Origin of the sequence: Rhizobium leucaenae USDA 9039 (assembly GCF_000426285.1) — a bacterium.
Taxonomy (GTDB): domain Bacteria; phylum Pseudomonadota; class Alphaproteobacteria; order Rhizobiales; family Rhizobiaceae; genus Rhizobium; species Rhizobium leucaenae.
In genome coordinates, this window is record NZ_AUFB01000036.1 from 20,504 (window position 1) to 37,866 (window position 17,363).

The window sequence follows — 17,363 nt, forward strand, 5'->3', positions numbered from 1 at the left end:
AATGCGCAGCAGGCCGCCGATTAAAATCAAGCCGTGAGCCGTGCTGCTGTGAATTTGTCGGTTACGAGAAGATCGATGATACCAAGCTTCAAGGCGCCAGCGATTGCTTGTGTTTTCGATTCCCCGCCGGCAAGCGCCATTACTCGATCGGTCCTGCGGAGTTCCTCCAGCGTTATCCCGATTACGCGCTCGTTCAGCGGTGTCTCGACAGGCTTTCCATCCTTGTCGTAGAAGCGGTAGGAGATTTCGCCCACTGCGCCAGCGTCCTGCAACATGGCCATTTCCTGGCGAGAGAAGGTGTTGCCGGACCGGGCGAGGAGTTCGGACGGCTCTACGGCGCCGACGCCAACTATCGCGAGGGTGAGCCGACCAAAAAGGTCCATCGTCTCCCGCACCACCGGGTCTGCGAGCATAACCAACTTTGCTTCTCGCGAAGATGTGATCCCTTGCACCAGAAGTAGACGCGGCTCGCCTCCAGTGAGCCTCGCGAGCCGTGCCGTCAGCTGAGTGGCGTGCGTTTGGACGGAAGCGTCGCCCATGCCGCCGAGGATCTGCGCTACGTATTTTGCCTTGCCGTTCTTGAGCGGATGTATGTTGTCCACCATTCGCAGAATGGTCTGGCTCCAGCTGGACACACCGACAATCTCGTCCTGCTGGAACGTGATTTCCAGAAAGTGCGCTGCGGCCTCGCCGATACGGGCCATGATTGCCCCATCGCGATCTTCCGAGCAGTCGACAACAATCGCTTCCGTCAAGCCGTATCGTTCGCGGAGCGCTGTCTCGAGTTCCGCGAAGGTACCTGCGGGAGGAATGACTGTCGTCCTGACAATATCCTCCCGTTCCGCCCGCTTCAGCATGCGTGATACCGTAGCTTGCGACATCCGCATTGTGTCCGCGATCTCTGACTGACGCTTCCCCTCGACGTGGTACATCTGCGCTATGCGCGCGATCAGTCGCAGTTCGTTTACGCGGCCCATATAGATCTCCAAGCATGAATTTTTATTCACTCATAATTGAAGAAGGCCGAACGGTCGAGCGGTAGATCGCTTCCTGCCAGACCGTCAAGCGGGCAACCGCGTCTGACTGATTTGGCGACAGGATGGTAACGGATCGCGGAAGGGCAGCTATCGCAGGGAGATCAGGCCAGACGCCGAGCGAGATCCCAGCGAGGTATGCTGCGCCCAGCGCCGAAGCCTCCGGAGCGTCGCATTGTATGATTTCGTGGTTCAGCGTGTTCGAAACACATTGCATGAGGAAGGTGCTCTTGCTCGCACCGCCGTCCGCGTAAAGCCGACCCAAAGGCGTTGGTGACTGCGAGGATATGGCTTTGAAGACGTCATGAACCTGAAACGCTATAGAGTCCGTTGCTGCGCGTGCCATCTGCGCTCGACTTGTGTTGAAGGTGATTCCAGTGAACGTCGCGCGGGCATCGGACTGCCAGTACGGAGCTCCCAGGCCAACGAAAGCAGGAACGAAACCGGGACCGCCGGGTTCTGCAGTCGCAGCGAGTTCGATCAGCGACTGTACATCTGCCACGCCTAGCATGTCGGCCATCCACGGCAGGGCGGCGGCAGACACCAGTATGTTGCCTTCAAAGGCATAGGTTGCCTGACCGCCGATCGACCAAGCGATCGTGGTGGTAATACCCTGCTGAGGCGCGATGAAGCGGGGCAGGGTCGTCATGACCGAGGACCCTGTACCAAAAGTCACCTTGCCGTCGCCGGGGTTGAATGCGCCGTGACCAAAGAGCGCGGCGTGGCTGTCGCCTATCGCGGACGCGATCGGGATGCCATTCCTGAGGCCCGGTACGTTTTTCGTCACCCCAAACAGTGACGAACTATCTTGGACTTCAGGCAGTGCTGATTTCGCTATGCCGAACAGGTCGCATAGTTCGTCACTCCATACCTGACGTTTGAGATCGTAGAGCTGGCTTCGAGCGGCATTGGCGGAATCGCAGGCGTGGACCGCACCTCCGGTGAAGCAGTGAATGAGCCACGCGTCGATCGTTCCGAGGCGGACGTCGCGGCCAGCGGGTGCTCGGTCGAGCAGCCACTTCTTCTTCGGGCCGGGAAACATGGGATCGATTGGCAATCCGGTGAGGGCCTGAACACGCTCTGCGTATCCCAGTGAGACTAGGTCGCCACACGCGGATGCGGTGCGGCGGCATTGCCAGCTCACGACAGGTCCCAACGCTTCACCAGTCACCGCATCCCACATGGTGACGGATTCACGCTGGTTGGAGATGCCGACGCCAATAATGTCTACTTCTGGACCCGACTGAAGACAGGCGGAAATCGCTTCGAGCACTGAATCCCAAAGACGGGAAGGGCACTGCTCAACCCATCCCGGCTGTGGGTGCTCGATCCCTACCGGAGAGGCGCCACGCGATAGGATCTGTCCATCGGTCGACACCAGTACAGCTTTCGAATTCGTCGTGCCCTGATCGATGGCGAGGATGGCAGTATTCATGACGGCTCCGGTATGCAGAAATAGGGGCGCGGCGAATGGGAGGTGTTGCCGCGCCCGGCACGAAATCTGTTCGCGCAGGCTTATGCGCGGGAGGTTTTTCGTGCAATCAAGGCTATCGCGGCTTCCGCTATGGCATTGGGAGACATGCCGAACTCATCCAGCAGGAATTCCGCGGAGCCTGTTGGCGCAAAGATTCCGGGAACACCAAGCATCTTCATCGGCACAGGTGACTCTGCGACCACGATTTCGGCGATCGCCGATCCGAGTCCTCCGAAAGTCGAATGTTCTTCCGCGGTCAGGATGGCGCCAGTATCGCGAGATGCGGCGACAACCGCATCCACGTCGATCGGCCGGACCGTTGCCATGTTGAGGACGCGCGCTTCAGTACCCTGTTCGGCAAGAATGGCGGCCGCCTTCATCATACGATGTGTCAGAGTACCGTTAGCAACGAGCGTAACCGCGTCCCCGTCGCGCAGAAGGTTGGCCTTGCCGAGCGCAAATTTGTGGTCAGCCGGAAGAAGGTCCGGAACGCCGACACGCGAAAGACGCAGGAACACGGGGCCTTCGTAGCTGGCGGCCCACTCGACCGCTGCAGCTGTCTCGATCGAATCGCATGGCGCGACGACGGGAAGATTCGGCAGTACTCGTGTCCAAGCGAAATCTTCGACCGAGTGATGGGTCGGACCCAGTTCGCCGTAAGCCATACCGGAGGAAATTCCGACGATTTTGACGTTGGCGTTCGAGTACGCGATGTCGGCTTTGATTTGCTCGAGGGATCTCCCCGTAAGAAAGCATGCGGCGCCACAAACGAACGGCAGGAGGCCGCCATTGGCAAGACCAGCGCCAACTCCGACCATGTTCTGTTCAGCGATGCCGACGTTAACGAGACGCTCCGGCCACTTCGATTTGAAGCCGCCAAGCTTGGACGAGCCGACGGAGTCGTTACAGACGGCGACTATCTTAGGGTTCTCGGCTCCCAGACGCTCCAGAACGCCGACAAATGCGTCGCGGCAGTCATGGAGCTTCGGTGTCACGGCGTTCATCAAATGGCCTCCGAAAGGTCGGCTACTGCGATCTTATATTGCTCGGCATTAGGTACTCTGTGATGCCAGTCAACGGTGTCCTGCATGAAGGAGATGCCCTGACCCTTGTTGGTGTGGGCGACGATGCAATGAGGGCTGTTTCCACGCTTCTCAAGTGCAGGCACGATTTCGTCCATAGCGTTGCCGTTGATCTCGGTCACATCCCACCCGAAGGCCTCCAGCTTGGAGGGGAAGGGCGCGAGATTATTGGTATCGCTCAACGAAGCTCCCTGCTGGAACCGATTGTGATCGATGATGAGCGTGAGATTGTCGAGGCCGAACTGGGCAGCTGATGCAATTGCCTCCCAGTTGGAACCTTCCTGCATCTCGCCGTCTCCGGTCATGACGTAGGTATGAAACTTCGCTCCGGTCAGTTTTGCCGCTTTTGCCATTCCAACCGCAACCGGAAGACCATGGCCGAGGGGGCCAGTGTTTGTCTCCACTCCGGGAACCTTATTGCAGTTCGGATGTCCATTGAGGCGTGAGTGCGGCTTCAGGAACGTTGAAATCTCGTCCTCGGGAATGAACCCACGTTTCGCCAGTGTCACGTATAGTGCCAAGGCCACATGGCCCTTCGAGAGCACGAACCTATCGCGATCGGGGCGCTTCGGCTCCTGCGGGAAAACCCGCAGCACCCGGAAGTAAAGCGCTGTCAGGATGTCGATAGCGGACATTTCGCCACCGATATGCCCTGCTCCGGCTTCGAATACCGCTTTCAAATCGCGGAGGCGTATCTCACCAGCGATGCGGTCGAGATCGTTCGGCTGCATGTAAACCTCACAGTGAATAAATATTCAATACGTAAAATAATTACACGATGTGAGAATATGTCAAGCGGTTTCCAGTCCGATTTCATGTTGGGTCGCTGCTAAGCGAATAATTATTCCTATTGCGTTGAATATTCCACGTGACTTAGATCGTCCCACTGCAAAGAGCAGGTGGAGGAGTTCAAATGAAAAAAATCGGTAATTCTCATTTCGCGTCTTTCATTGGCGCTGGTGCGTTTTCGCGTCGTAAGATCTTGACTATGGCGGGCTCTGCTGCCCTGGCCATTACGATGCATTCCGCGGTAATGGCGGGCGGTCTGGACAAAAACGACATCCAGCTTGTCACCGTCATCCAGACGAATACTAATCCTTATATGCTCCAGTGGGCCGCGGGCTCGCAAGCGTTCGCTGACTCGGTCGGCCTTCCGCTAAAGACGATCGTGTCGAACGGCGATTCCCAGCAGCAGTTGGCGCAGATCCAAGCGACGATCGCCGCGGGCAAGAAGGTCGTCGTGACCATCAACCCGATCAATAGTGCGGACGTCCCGGCAATCGTCAAGGCGGTCACGCGTTCTGGCGGCTTCATAACGACCCAGTGGAATAAGCCGGAAGGCTATAATCCATGGGATGTTTCGCCGAACTACGTCGCCCATCTCACGTATGACGGCTACTCGGCTGGCAAGTGGACTGGCAAGGCACTCTTCACGGCAATGGGCGGCAAGGGTGGCATCATCGCCTTCAAGGGCGTCCTTGACAGCCCGCCCTCCAAGCAGCGTTACGACGGCATGAATGAGGCTCTGAAGGATTTCACGGGCGTCAAGATCCTCGACACGCAGGCGGCTGGCTGGGATCGCCAGAAGGCCTATGACATCACCAAAACCTTGCTGACCAAGTACGGTGACGAGATCAAGGGTGTATGGGCCGCCAGCGACTCCATGACTCTCGGCGCCTACGCTGCTTTCCAGGACGCAGGCCGACTCGGGGATGTGAAGTTCTCGGGCAATGACAACACTGAGGAAGCTCTAAAGCTGATCGACAGCGGCCCGAACTTTGTCGATACATATTCCTCCGACGGCTACTACAACGGCGCTCTGGGCCTTGCGATGGCCTACGAGGCTGCGATCGGCAAGCTGGACGTGTCGAAGCTGACCAATGATCAACGCGCGGGCAACTACTCGCAGTTCGGCGTCGACAAGACGAATGTCAAGCAGCAGCTCAAGGCGCCGACTGGAGAGGAGATCATGGCAGAGATCAACAAGGGCCTATTCGCCCGCTTCGTTGGACCTGAGCTGAAGTAATCCTCAACGCGGATTGAAGAAAGGCGAGAGAGTCATGTCACGCTCCGATAATCTCATATCCAATGGCCACGGTGCTCTGGTGTCCGCCGGATCCAAGCACAGCTTGAGGAAAGCGAGGAAGGAATGGCTGGGCCCTCTCGTCGCTCTCGCGGTTGTGATCGTCATCCTGTCGGTTCTAAGGCCATCCACCTTCCTTACGTGGGAGAACTTCCGGGCCATCACCGACCAGGCTTCGATCCCGCTCATTCTCGCGATGGGAGCGTCATTCGTCATTCTGATGGGATGCATCGACCTCTCGATCGAAGGAGTGATGGCAACCGCTGCCCTGATTTTCGTTCTTCTTTCGGGTAACAGCGTCAACTCGCTGGATCTCGGAATAGGAGCGCCATTGATCGCGCTTCTCGCGGGAACCGTGATGGGGCTGCTTACTGGCCTCATTCACACCGTGTTCCGTGTCCCGTCATTCATGGTGTCTCTAGGAACCTGGTTCATCGGCCTTGGTATCGCGACCGTCCTTTTCGGCGACTCCGTTCCACAGCTATCCGGCGACCTGACGCGCTCCTGGGCGAGCGCTTCGCCGCTCGGCGTGTCAAACGCTTTTGTTGTCGCCGTGGTTTTTGTGCTAGTCGCCAAGTTCGTTAGCGACAACACGTCGATGGGACGCTTCACCTATGCGATCGGCGCCGATGAAAGCATCGCGTCGCTGAATGCGGTCCCGGTCAACCGATACAAGGTCTACGTCTTTGCACTCGCGGGCTTCTGCAGCGCCCTGGCGGGCGTGATCGGCAGCAGCCGACTTGGCGTCGGCGTCGTCGACCTCGGCAGTGGCCAGCTCTTCCAGACGATCGCCGCTGTCGTCATCGGCGGGACTTTGCTTTCCGGAGGCAAGGGTGGTGTCATCAACTCTATCTGCGGGGTACTGCTCGTGGTCGTAATCAACAATGGCCTCATCCTCATGGGAGTGAGCCCTGTCTTCCAGCGTGCGGTCTCGGGCCTCGTCATCGTAGTCGCCGTGGTCGCCACCGCATTCAACCAGCGTTCGCGTCTGCGGATCGTCAAGTAGGAGATCGGCCATGCAGGGGACAGTTCCATTCTCTCTTCGCAACGTGTCGAAGAGCTTCGGCCCGGTGAGGGCGCTGAACAATGTCAGCCTCAGCATCAGAGCCAATGAAGTGGTCGGCCTGATTGGTGAGAACGGCGCGGGGAAGTCTAGCCTGCTCAAGGTTCTTTCTGGCACCTACCAGCCGGACACAGGTGATATTCTCGTCGGCGGACAGAAGCGGACATTCACCAACCCTGCTGCCGCGGCCTCCGCGGGCATTGGCGTCGTCCATCAGGAGCAGTCTCTCGTCACCAACCTTTCGGTCGCGGAAAACATCCTGATATCGACCCGCGCAACAATGTCAGGCAACAAAGACGGCAAGGTTCGCTTCGGCATCTACAACTGGCGCAAGATCAACGACGACGCCGCGGAAATCCTGGAGCGCATCGGCTCGACAATTGACCCGAAATCGAAGGTGGAAGACCTGTCTTTTGCCGATCGGCAGATGGTCGAAATCGCCAAGGCCCTTCAGATTACTAGGCAGCCGGGCGTGCAACCGATCATTGTCCTCGACGAGCCGACGTCTGTTCTTGAAGACAACGATATCCAGCAGCTCGAGCACGAAGTCAGGCGTCTGAAGGAAATCGGGTCCGTTATCTTCGTGTCCCATCGCCTCGACGAGGTGATGAAGTTCTGCGACCGGATCTGTGTGATGCGGAATGGCGAAGTGGTCGGCGAGCGTCTAACAAGTGAGGTGAACGAAGACGAGTTGTTCCGGCTGATGACGGGGCGACACGCTGAGACGACTTCGCGCGAGCGCAAGAAATCGTTTAGCGACAGCGCGGTTGTCCTCGATCTCGAACGCCTTGAGGCAAAGGGTAAGTTCTCCGGGATCTCTTTGAAGGTCCGAAGCGGAGAGATCCATGCTCTCGTGGGTACGAACCATTCTGGTCGCGAAGAAGTCTGCCGAGCAGTCTTCGGCGCCGAAGAGTTCGATGCCGGAACCGTCCGATACAACGGAAAGGTCGTTTCGCGACCAAGCTTGCGGGGAAGTGCCTATGGCGGGATCGCTTATCTCCCCTCCGAGCGAAAGGTCGAGAGCATGGTGGCGGGAATGACCGTTGCCGAGAACCTCCAGCTGACGCATCGGGGTGAACACGCATCCGCGATCTTCGTTAGTCCGGGTGCTCGGCGTGAAAAGACCAAGGAATGGATTTCGAAGCTGAGCATCCGGCCTCCAATTCCGGACGCGGACATCGCTTCCCTCAGCGGCGGCAATCAGCAGAAGGTAGTCCTTGCGAAGTGGCTCGAGGATCCGAAGCTTTCCTTGCTCATCCTCGACCATCCTACCCGAGGCATCGATCCCGGTGCGCGCGAGGACGTCAGTAAGCAGGTTTTCGCAGCATGCGAAAAGGGCGCCGCAGTGCTGTTGATCGCTGACACGCTAGAAGAAGCGATTTCTCTGGCTGATACCATCACCGTTATGCGCGATGGTGAGATCACCGCCACGTTCGACCTCAACTCTGGTTCGATCCCGACCCATGCCGAACTTGTGGGGAAAATGATATGACAATGGAGGTTACCCAGGTGAACTCGCCCGCGGACATGTCGAAAGCCAAGATCGGCTCCGCAAATCTCAAGGCGTTCGCGCCACTCGCCGTGCTGCTGATCCTTCTTGGCATCATCTCTATCTTTCAGCCGACTTTTGTTGGCGGCGTAGGTCTTGAGATCCTAGCCTACCAGGCAATTCCGATCCTGTTGCTAGGCTTGGGCCAGTTCGGCGTAATCCAGCTCGGCCGCATCGATCTCTCGAGTGCGACTGTGGCGGTGCTCGCTTCGGTCTCGGTCGCCCAGCTCCTGGAACCGCTCGGCATGTTCGCTCCGATCGCCACGATCGGCATCGGTGCAGCAGCCGGGTTCGCCAACGGCATGGTCATCAACTACTTTCAGGTACCATCGTTCGCCGTCACGCTTGGTGCTATCGGTGTCTGGCAATCGCTTTCGCTTGTGATCGCAAAAGAGACTACTGTGTACGTCTCCGCAAATGGCGAAATCATCGACTGGCTCGACAGCTTCCAGATTGGCGGATACTCCGCTGCCGTCTTCATTGGCCTCTTGCTTGCCGTCGTGGCATGGGCTGTGATGCGCTGGACCCGTTTCGGCACCTTTGTGAAGGCAATGGGCCTTAATGAGCGGGCCTCGATCATGTCCGGAGTCCCGACCGCCGCCGTGACAGTGGCGGTGTTCACGATCTCCGGCGCGTTCGCGGCCCTCGCTGGAATCGTCCTGACTGCGCAGCAGGGAACCGCTTCCGCGTCCGGGCTCGGTGTGGGTCTGCTCCTGCCGTCCATCGCGGCGACGATCTGTGGCGGCGTGGCCCTGACTGGTGGCGTCGGTAGCGCGCTCAACGTCATCGTTGGATCCATGATCATCGCACTCATCCCGGTTGGCAGCTCTGTGGTCGGCATCGATCCGCGTTACCAGCAGATCGTATACGGCCTGGTCGTCATCCTAGCAGTGATTCTGACGATCGACCGCACCAAACTCAAATTCGTGAAATAACAAGCCTAGACGGGAGATTTCCGTGACTACTTTCGAAGAGCTTGAACCCAAGGAAGTGTTCAATCATTTCGCCGCTCTTTCTGCGATCCCGCGCGGTTCGCAAAACGAGAAGCAGGTCAGCGACTACATCGTGAATTTCGCTAGAGAGCGGTCTCTCGAAGCGTATCAGGACAAGATGTACAACGTACTTGTCAAGAAACCTGGCACTCCCGGCTATGAAAATGCGCCCGTACTCATTCTTCACGGCCACATGGACATGGTGTGCGAGAAGGACCCGGGCGTGGAGCACGACTTCACAAAGGACGGCATCAAGCTGATTGTCGACGGCGACTATATCCGTGCGGACCGGACATCTCTCGGCGCTGACAACGGCATTGGTTGCTCCTTCATCCTAGCGTTACTGGACTCCAAGGATATTCCCCATCCTCCATTGGAAGCCGTAATGACGGTTATGGAGGAGATGGGCAAGGTCGGCGCATCCGAGTTCGACGTCTCCCAGCTCGAGGGCACTCGGATGGTCGACTTCAACTGGGTGACCGACGAGCAGATCCTTGCGGGTTGCGCGGGCGACATTTCCTGCACCATCGATGTCAATGCTGAATGGGTGACCACTCCCCAGAACACGCAGGCACTCTCACTCAGCATCGGCGGGCTGCTCGGAGGACATTGCGAATTTGACATCCACCTCGAGCGAGCCAACGGCATTGTGGTTCTGGCGCGCATCCTCAACTCACTGGCGAAGACGTACGACGTCCGGATTGCCCGCTTTGAGGGTGGGGCCCAGAACAACGTCATCCCAGCACATGGCGAACTCGTGCTCGTGGTTCAGAAAGCCGATAAAGCCGCAATTCTGGATGCTATCAAGGAGCTTGAAGCGACGCTCAAGAACGAGTTCTTGGTCGCCGATCCGGGTCTGAAGGTCACTGTAACTGACGCAGAACTTTCATCCCGGATCTATTCGCAGACAGCAACCCGCCGTGTCGGCCGCATTGCGGCTCTTCTGCCCAATGGCGTCATCAGCATGAGCAGGTCCATCGACGGCCTCGTGGAGAGTTCAAGCAACCTCGGGACCGTGCGTGCGACCGACGACGGATTGACTTTCACCTGCACGATTACGGCGGGTGTGTCCTCGCGAAAGCACGACATCTTTGAACGCATACGTGAGCTGGCCGAGATGGCCGGCGGCGGAACGGAGTTCAAGCAGTTCGGACTGGACGCCCCGGAGTTTCCGCCGACCCGGAACTCGAAATCTGTTCCGGCAGCCGTAGCGGCTTTCAAGACTGTCCACGGTCGCGAACCAGAAGTTCTTGTATCCTCCTGCAGCCTCGAGCTCGGCTTTTTCGTCAACCGCATCCCTGGACTGGATACGGTGGGCATTGGAACCGAACTGCAGCACCTGCACTCGACGAAGGAGCGCGTGAGCCATCCGTCGGTGGCACGGTCGTGGAAGGTTGTCCGGGACTTCGTGGGACGCTTGAAGGACTGATTCAGGGATTTGGCCCGATGGACTGGCGAGGCTTGTTCGCCAGCCAACATTCTTCATTCTCGAAATGGAACCGTCGAAGATATCCTCGGCTACCGCCGAGTGCGTTCGAGTGTCCTCTTCCGACAATATTGATGAGGTTAGTTAGATGGAACACCGTGTCCGGCCGCTGCTCGTCGGCAATTGGAAGATGAACGGAATGATCTCGTCCCTGGACGAGCTCGCTCAGACGGCATCGAGAAGTGTCGATTTGTCTCTTTTCGTCGACATGGTCATCTGCCCGCCTCTGACCTTGGTTCGTTCCGCTGTAGAGGGCGTCGCCACATCGCTGCTCGAAATCGGCGCACAGGACTGCAGCGACGAACAGACAGGCGCATTCACGGGAGACGTCTCCGCGGCCATGCTCGCCAATTGCGGGGCAAAGTGGGTTATCATTGGTCACTCCGAGCGACGGACACTGAGATCAGAAACCAGCGCCGTTGTGTGCCGGAAGGTCCGCCAGGCACTGTCAGCGGGGGTCACTCCGATCGTTTGTATCGGAGAGACCGAAAGTGAAATGCACGAGGGGCGTACGCTCCAAGTTCTCTCGGAGCAGTTGACAGCTTCTCTGCCTTCGGAGGCGGGGCAAGGCGACTTCGTCGTAGCGTATGAGCCAGTGTGGGCAATAGGGAGTGGCAAGACTCCGACAGTCGACCAAATTGCCGGCGTGCACCAATTTATACGGAATTGGTTGGATGCACAGTTTGCCGACCACGGCCCGAAGACGCGGTTGCTTTACGGCGGATCCGTCAAGGCGGAGAACGCCCGCGAAATCATTACCTGCGAGAATGTAAGTGGTGCTCTTGTCGGAGGTGCGAGCTTGAAAGCGGCCAGCTTCCTGGCAATCGCGGATGCCCTCTGCGTTTCCTAGTCCACATTTCCTCTCGCAGCGGCCGCTGCTGTTGACAGTCTGTCTCGCTTCATTCGCAATTGGGAGAACGGGCGCTTGAGAACTCCGCCATTTGTCTCCTTTGCTGATATCGTTCTCAGGGCGGGAAGCGATTCCCCGCCGGCGGTATCGGGAAGATCCGGAACCCGCGAGCGCTTCCGGCAGCAGCCGGGGAGGTTAGCAGATTCGATAAAATGCCGGAGACGATGATATAGTCCGGATGGAAGAGAGCACGCACAAAGGCGCTGCGCAGCTACAGCGTTCGAATGCTTGTTCGCCCAAGGCTAAGTGGTGGCTCGTCATGATCCTGTACGGCGCGGTTTGGGGCTAACCCTTTAAAGGCAGAGAGATGGCATTTTCCCTAATTGAAGATGCAATCGCCGCTATCGGTCGTGGTGAGATCATCCTCGTCGCCGGCAACCGCCACAGAGAAAACGAGGGCGACCTCGTCATCGCATCGGAACTGGTCACTTCAGAAGCGATCCCATGATGAATAATGCGCGGCCTGATCTGCGTACTGAACCGCAGCGTGTTTGGCCGAGGCCATTTTGCCTAAGCTATGCGGCCACGGCTGCTTCGTCCAACGTAGTACCGCTCTTCAGCTTCGGCTGGCGGTGTATTCGCGATGGACTTCAGAAGTCGTCGGTGGTTGAACCAGTCGGCCATTCCATGGTGGCGAATTCCACCGTTTCAAAGCTCTTCCATGGTCCACGCGATTGATCGTTCATGAACACAAATTTCTCATTTCAATATTCTTCGACATTTCATGCCGCTACCAACGCATTTTGTAGTAGCTACCGGAGGGCAGCTAGTATCTTCTGGGATAGGATCCCAACATGCGGATATCATCCCTCGATACTAACTGCGCAAGCTGTGATTCAGCCTCAACGTGTCCGGCGAAATCAATCACGTATTGATGGATGTCCAACCGTTCGCACGTAGGGCGCTCGTAGATATTGAGGATGGACAGCCCTGAATTCACAAAAGTCGCAAGCTGCGAGCTGATCGACGCTTCGTCGCTACGAAGCACAATCGTCGTTCTGTCGAAGCCGGTCGGCCGGGCGATATCTTTGCCAAGAACCCACCAACGCGTAACGTTGTGGAGACCCTCTTCGATACCGGTGCGGAGTTCCTGGAGGTTGTAAAGTTTTGCGCCCAGGCCCGGCCCGAAAGCTGCAAGCTTTGGTGAATTCTCCTCGGCGACATAAGCAACGGTGCCCAGGCGACTCTCACGCTCCACTCCCGGCATGTTCTCGTCGATCCAAGCCCTGACCTCTTGCAGAGCCACGGGATGACCGAGCACCTTTGTTATCGACGAGAAAGTGGCGTCTTTGCTCGCGATCAGGCTGTAGCTTAACATGCGGGGATATTCCGCAATAACCGTAACCGAGGGGAGAGCAAGAATTTGATCGAGATATGGAGTGGTCCCGACTAGAGAGGTCGTAACCGGTGCACAGATAGCGTCAACCATTCCCGATGCGTACGCCTCGAAGAGGCCATCCTTAAAGGGTACCAGTCCAGGACCGTTGCTGAAGAGCTCAAGTGTTGCTTGATGTGTCCAGGTCCCCTCGGGCCCAATGAAGCCAACTTTTTTGATATCGGATGCATCAATGATCGGCGGCTGCCGAATTAACTTGTTCATTCCCATGTCCCGGTTGCGCAGCTCATACTGCGGGTGCTTCCATCGTTCGCTAAATGGATAACGAGGCATCTCGGGCGGTTCAATTCGTTTGAAAATATTTTAATCTCATGAAAATCGCGTCAGTTTCGCAGGCTAGATATAAACGACGAATACTCCGCTGGCGCCTGACGCAGGTTTTCACGTCCATGGATGCCGCTGCCGTCGAATAACCAAGGTATCGGATGGCTTCAGTTCGACGACCTCATCGGCATAGCGGAACGACATTTGATCTTCCAATATGTAAGTCGCAGGTATTCAGATGTGCTGATATCCGGGGACTTCATCTGTCACTGTGAGGAGGCATGGCTCCACACCGTTTCCCTCGACGACATCCTGGTCGGTAGGGCGGTTCACCTCGGGAGCAGCAGAAATGTCGATTAGACAAAGCAATATTATGCGAAGACGCTAATGCTGCGAGGGAGTTTGTGAAGGAAGCATCGCCACCCTATTGTTGACGCGAATTTCCGAACGTTTCGTGTGGGCTACTTCACCGTTCTCGACGCTGGCACACGCGGGTGCGACCCTCGCTGTGCCGGTGTTTCGCGACGTCACAGGAGCCGAACGGTGACGAGCGCAGTCCCTTATCAATAGGCTTACGCCAACTTGTGCGTGAGCCCTGCGCCACGAGCCCACGCGTGAAGCAGCTGGCTCGTGGCGGTTAGCATCACAGCAGTTCACCGATTGCCTGGGACGCCAGATCAACCTGTTCGATACGCAGGCCCGCGAGATTTACGCGACCAGAGTCAGGCATGTAGATGCCATGAACCTCTCGGAGGTGCGTGACGTTCTCGGGCGTGACCGGGAGAAGTGAAAACATTCCTTCCTGGCCTGCGACAGCGGAAAGTCGAGGGGCGTAGATGGAAAGCCGGTCTGCCAGCGCTGTTCTGATTTCAGAGACCCGGCTTCGCATCGAGGCAAGTTCGTCGATCCACAGCTTTCGACGGCCCGGATCGCCAAGCACAGCCGCCACAATGGCCGCACCGTGAGCAGGTGGCATCGAATAGCTGGCGCGCGCATGGTACGCGAAATTAGCGACGCCTTTGTTCAGGTCTGTTGCCGAGTTGCCCAACACGAATGCCGCGCCGGTTCGCTCACGATAAAGCGAGAAGGACTTGGAGCATGATATGGCCACGATGGCCTCATCCGCTGCATTCAACACGATCAGCATGCCTTCGGCATCCTGTACAAAGCCGCGTCCCAAACCTTGATAGGCGTTATCGAATAGCGGGATGAGGCCTTTCCGCGCGACTACCTCAGCAATCGCCGACCAAGCCTCTTTCGAAATAGCTGCTCCGGTCGGATTGTGGCAGCTTGCATGCAGTAGGATTGCGTCGCCTGATTGTGCGCTCTCAAAGGCAGAAAGCATCTCATCGACATGGACGGCTTGGCTCCGGGGATCGAAGAAGCGATACGTCTTAATGCTCAAGCCAACCGTCCCGAAGATCGCATTATGGTTTGCCCAGGTCGGTGTTCCAATCCAAATGGTCCGGTCCTTGTCATGGGCGAGGATTTCAGCGCTAAGACGCAATGCAGCAGTTCCACCCGGCGTCTGCACCCCAGCCAGTTTCTCGGTCACCGTTCCTTCGCCGAACACCTCGTGTGTCAAAAGCGATACGAATGACGGATCACCCTCGGGACCGATGTAGGACTTTGTGTCCTGAGTTTCCCACAGATGATGCTCTGCGGACTTGACCGCTGCCATGACAGGAGTCCTACCGGTTCCGTCCCGGTATACACCTACGCCGAGATCGATCTTATCGAGACGCTCATTGCTCGCGAATTTCTTGAGAAGGGCAAGCAGGGGGTCTGGTTTCCGGTCAGGCAATCCTGCCAAAAGGTACTGCTTAGTCACGCTTTTCCTCCTATTCTATAAAGAAACCGGTCACCTTCGCTCAACGCCGGCAAGGACGCTCAGGCTGCCTCCTGAAGCGCCTGGTCCACGCTACGTTAAGCGCATCAGAGCGGACGCTGGCAATCGTTAGGAAAATATTTTCCTGTGATGAAATGCTCAGAGGTCCGCCCGTGAGTTTCATGACGGGAAAATATTTTCCAGACAATTGATCTCGTGGCGGATTGCCGTAACCTCTCCAAAAATCGGCCAAAAGGCTGCATCGAAAAAAACAATGGGAACTGAACAAGGGAACTCACAAAGACGGCGACGCTTTTCTGGCAGGATCGTCAGGAAGATCTCACGTCCAAATGGAATAGCTGGGTAGCCAGCAACTAAATCTCCTCCCGCACCTTGCGAGACGTCCCTGCCAGCAGGCGTCTCGCTTTTTTGTGATGCATGACATGACTGCTCGATCCGTAGCCCGCCTACAAACTTGGCCTGAAGAAATCCGGTCTACGACGAAGCTGTCTTGGCCACTCATCCTTGGTCAAATCGCTCAGCGTCTGATGCTCATCATCAACGTTGTCATGATAGGCCATCTAGGTGCGAAGGAACTGGCCTCTGGTACGCTGGCAATGGCCATGCTTAACCCGATACTGCTGTGCACAGGCGGCATCTTGACAGCTGTGGCTCCGCTCACGGCCCAGGCAATTGGGGCAGGGGATAAATCGGGCGGTCGCGCCTTCTTCCAACAGGGTATGTGGCTCAGCGTAATCCTGTCATGTCTCGCGGTTCCGCTGCTCTATAATACGGGAACGGCGCTTGAATTCCTGGGGCAGTCTCCTGAGCTGTCACGGCAGGCAGGAGAGTTTGCGAAAGCACTTTGCTTCATGCTTCCACCTTATATGGTGATGCTTGTGGCAAGAAATTTTCTTGCCGCACACGGCCAGACTGTTGTGACTTTGGCGATCCTGGTGGCCGGCGCCGCATTGAACTTTGCCATCTGCTACCTGATCGTTGAGAACGTCTGGGGCTTAGGGCAATACGGCCTGTTTGGGATCGGCCTGTCTACGGCATTGGCCAATCTTGCCATCGCGGTGGCGCTTCTGTTCTACATTTCGTCGAATCCACACACCAACGTTGTTGCTCCCTACCGCGGTCTTCACCGGATGGACCTTCTTTCGCTCAAGGCAGTCTCCATCGTCGGGACACCTATTGGGGCAGCCACCCTTCTCGAAGTGGCATTCTTCAGCGCAAGTTCTCTCCTGATGGGTTATCAAGGCGACGCTGTGCTGGCTGCCTATGCTCTGTCGGGACAGCTCAACGGTCTCGCATTTGCGATGCCAACAGGGATCGGCGTTGCGGCGATGGTGCGCGTTGGCTGGGCCTACGGCGCGCGAAGTTGGATCGCGATGCAAAGGGCGTGCTTTGCAGCAATAGGTTTGGGCGTCGGGACGGGATTGTGTGTTGGGCTCATGTACGCCATGTTTCCGAGCCTTTTTATCTCCATCTTTATCGACGTCACCGTTGCCGAAAACGATGCTGTTGTGAGGATAGCCACGCTATTTTTGTATATAGTGGCGACCCTGCAGCTCGTGGACGCAGTCCAAGCTATCGTTTCGAATGTCCTACGCGGCATGTCCGATACCTTTGTACCCTGCTTCTGGTCCTGACCGGATACTGGATTTTCGGCTTTCCGGTGTCCGTTATACTATCAGGTCCTGCAGGATACGGTGGAACGGGCGTTTACATTGGCCTATTGATTGGCGTTGTTGTGGTCGCGGTGGCACTCACTGGAAGGCTGTTGTACCACCTCGGCGAAATGAAAGAGGCAGCGGAGCGAGCGTTCCTTCCGGCTTTCCCACATGAGCTGCCTGTCGTTCTAGAGCATTTCATGTTTTGTTTGAAGCGTATCCGGCATTGACAAGATAGTTGGTGCACTCGTCTGGATCGATTGTCTGGACGAGTGAGCCGAGATATCGCCAGGTGTCGTCGACGGTGCGCTTTTGCGCTTTTCGCATCCAATGCTTGATCTTGGCGAAGGCCTGCTCGATTGGATTGAGGTCAGGTGAATAAGGCGGCAGAAACCAGAGCCTTGCACCGGCGGCCTTGATCAACTGGCGTATCTGCGCGGATTTGTGGCTACCCAGATTGTCCATGATGACGATGTCGCCTGGTCGCAGCGGCGGGACGAGTTGTTGCTCGACATAGGCCTTGAAA

Annotated in this window: 15 protein-coding genes, 1 pseudogene and 1 riboswitch; of the genes and pseudogenes, 8 read left to right on the forward strand and 8 right to left on the reverse strand. The window is 57.1% G+C overall.

The features are described from left to right. Positions 1-26: 26 nt before the first annotated feature. The 4 genes from K290_RS0129340 to K290_RS0129355 form a co-directional block, all read right to left on the reverse strand. Positions 27-977 carry a sugar-binding transcriptional regulator gene (locus K290_RS0129340; RefSeq protein WP_028755044.1) on the reverse strand — a complete coding sequence of 317 codons (951 nt, stop codon included), beginning with the start codon at positions 975-977 and terminating at the stop codon, positions 27-29. A gap of 22 nt (positions 978-999) precedes the next feature. Continuing rightward, positions 1,000-2,469, reverse strand: coding sequence for an FGGY family carbohydrate kinase (locus K290_RS0129345; protein WP_028755045.1), 1,470 nt, complete (start codon positions 2,467-2,469; stop codon positions 1,000-1,002). An 80-nt stretch (positions 2,470-2,549) separates the two neighbouring features. Continuing rightward, positions 2,550-3,512, reverse strand: coding sequence for a transketolase family protein (locus tag K290_RS0129350; RefSeq protein WP_028755046.1), 963 nt, complete (start codon positions 3,510-3,512; stop codon positions 2,550-2,552). Further along, entirely contained in the window at positions 3,512-4,321 is an 810-nt protein-coding gene (locus K290_RS0129355; protein WP_028755047.1) for a transketolase, read from the reverse strand. Before K290_RS0129355 ends, K290_RS0129350 begins: the two co-directional genes overlap by 1 nt. A 182-nt stretch (positions 4,322-4,503) precedes the next feature. Between K290_RS0129355 and K290_RS0129360 the strand changes: the two genes are divergently transcribed. The 7 genes from K290_RS0129360 to K290_RS36660 all read left to right on the forward strand — a co-directional run bounded on the left by K290_RS0129360 (position 4,504) and on the right by K290_RS36660 (position 12,121). Further along, entirely contained in the window at positions 4,504-5,616 is a 1,113-nt protein-coding gene (locus K290_RS0129360; protein ID WP_051264257.1) for a sugar ABC transporter substrate-binding protein, read from the forward strand. 34 nt (positions 5,617-5,650) lie between these two features. Continuing rightward, positions 5,651-6,679, forward strand: a complete 1,029-nt coding sequence (locus K290_RS0129365) for an ABC transporter permease (protein WP_081670465.1) — start codon at positions 5,651-5,653, stop codon at positions 6,677-6,679. A 10-nt stretch (positions 6,680-6,689) separates the two neighbouring features. Continuing rightward, on the forward strand, positions 6,690-8,228 hold the full coding sequence (locus tag K290_RS0129370; RefSeq protein ID WP_028755050.1) for a sugar ABC transporter ATP-binding protein: 1,539 nt from the start codon (positions 6,690-6,692) through the stop codon (positions 8,226-8,228). A gap of 2 nt (positions 8,229-8,230) precedes the next feature. Beyond that, complete coding sequence (locus K290_RS0129375) at positions 8,231-9,220, forward strand: ABC transporter permease (protein ID WP_051264258.1); 990 nt, start codon at positions 8,231-8,233, stop codon at positions 9,218-9,220. A gap of 22 nt (positions 9,221-9,242) precedes the next feature. Continuing rightward, positions 9,243-10,706, forward strand: a complete 1,464-nt coding sequence (pepD, locus tag K290_RS0129380; protein ID WP_051264259.1) for a beta-Ala-His dipeptidase — start codon at positions 9,243-9,245, stop codon at positions 10,704-10,706. Positions 10,707-10,851: 145 nt separating this feature from the next. Further along, positions 10,852-11,613: a triose-phosphate isomerase gene (tpiA, locus tag K290_RS0129385; RefSeq protein ID WP_028755053.1), complete on the forward strand. Its 762-nt coding sequence runs from the start codon at positions 10,852-10,854 to the stop codon at positions 11,611-11,613. A gap of 107 nt (positions 11,614-11,720) precedes the next feature. Next, positions 11,721-11,867: riboswitch (FMN riboswitch) on the forward strand. A 113-nt stretch (positions 11,868-11,980) separates the two neighbouring features. Further along, positions 11,981-12,121 carry a 3,4-dihydroxy-2-butanone-4-phosphate synthase gene (locus K290_RS36660; RefSeq protein WP_081670466.1) on the forward strand — a complete coding sequence of 47 codons (141 nt, stop codon included), beginning with the start codon at positions 11,981-11,983 and terminating at the stop codon, positions 12,119-12,121. A 67-nt stretch (positions 12,122-12,188) separates the two neighbouring features. Here K290_RS36660 and K290_RS36665 read toward each other — a convergent pair. From K290_RS36665 to K290_RS0129415, 3 genes and pseudogenes are all read right to left on the reverse strand, one after another. Beyond that, positions 12,189-12,344 (reverse strand): annotated as a pseudogene (locus tag K290_RS36665) (IS3 family transposase); the annotation flags it as partial. A gap of 95 nt (positions 12,345-12,439) precedes the next feature. Next, positions 12,440-13,273, reverse strand: coding sequence for a prephenate dehydratase (locus tag K290_RS0129405; protein WP_037136579.1), 834 nt, complete (start codon positions 13,271-13,273; stop codon positions 12,440-12,442). A gap of 703 nt (positions 13,274-13,976) precedes the next feature. Beyond that, the gene (locus K290_RS0129415) at positions 13,977-15,164 is read right to left on the reverse strand and encodes an aromatic amino acid transaminase (RefSeq protein WP_245276704.1); all 1,188 of its coding nucleotides are present in this window, start codon (positions 15,162-15,164) and stop codon (positions 13,977-13,979) included. Positions 15,165-15,604: 440 nt separating this feature from the next. Here K290_RS0129415 and K290_RS0129420 point away from each other — a divergent pair, with 440 nt between their 5' ends. Further along, positions 15,605-16,816 (forward strand): MATE family efflux transporter, encoded by a 1,212-nt coding sequence (locus tag K290_RS0129420; protein WP_280750822.1) that lies wholly within the window; start codon positions 15,605-15,607, stop codon positions 16,814-16,816. A gap of 219 nt (positions 16,817-17,035) precedes the next feature. On the opposite strand, the gene K290_RS0129425 is transcribed toward K290_RS0129420, so the two are convergent. Further along, on the reverse strand, positions 17,036-17,363 hold a 328-nt coding region (locus K290_RS0129425; protein ID WP_028755057.1), incomplete at its 5' end, for an IS630 family transposase.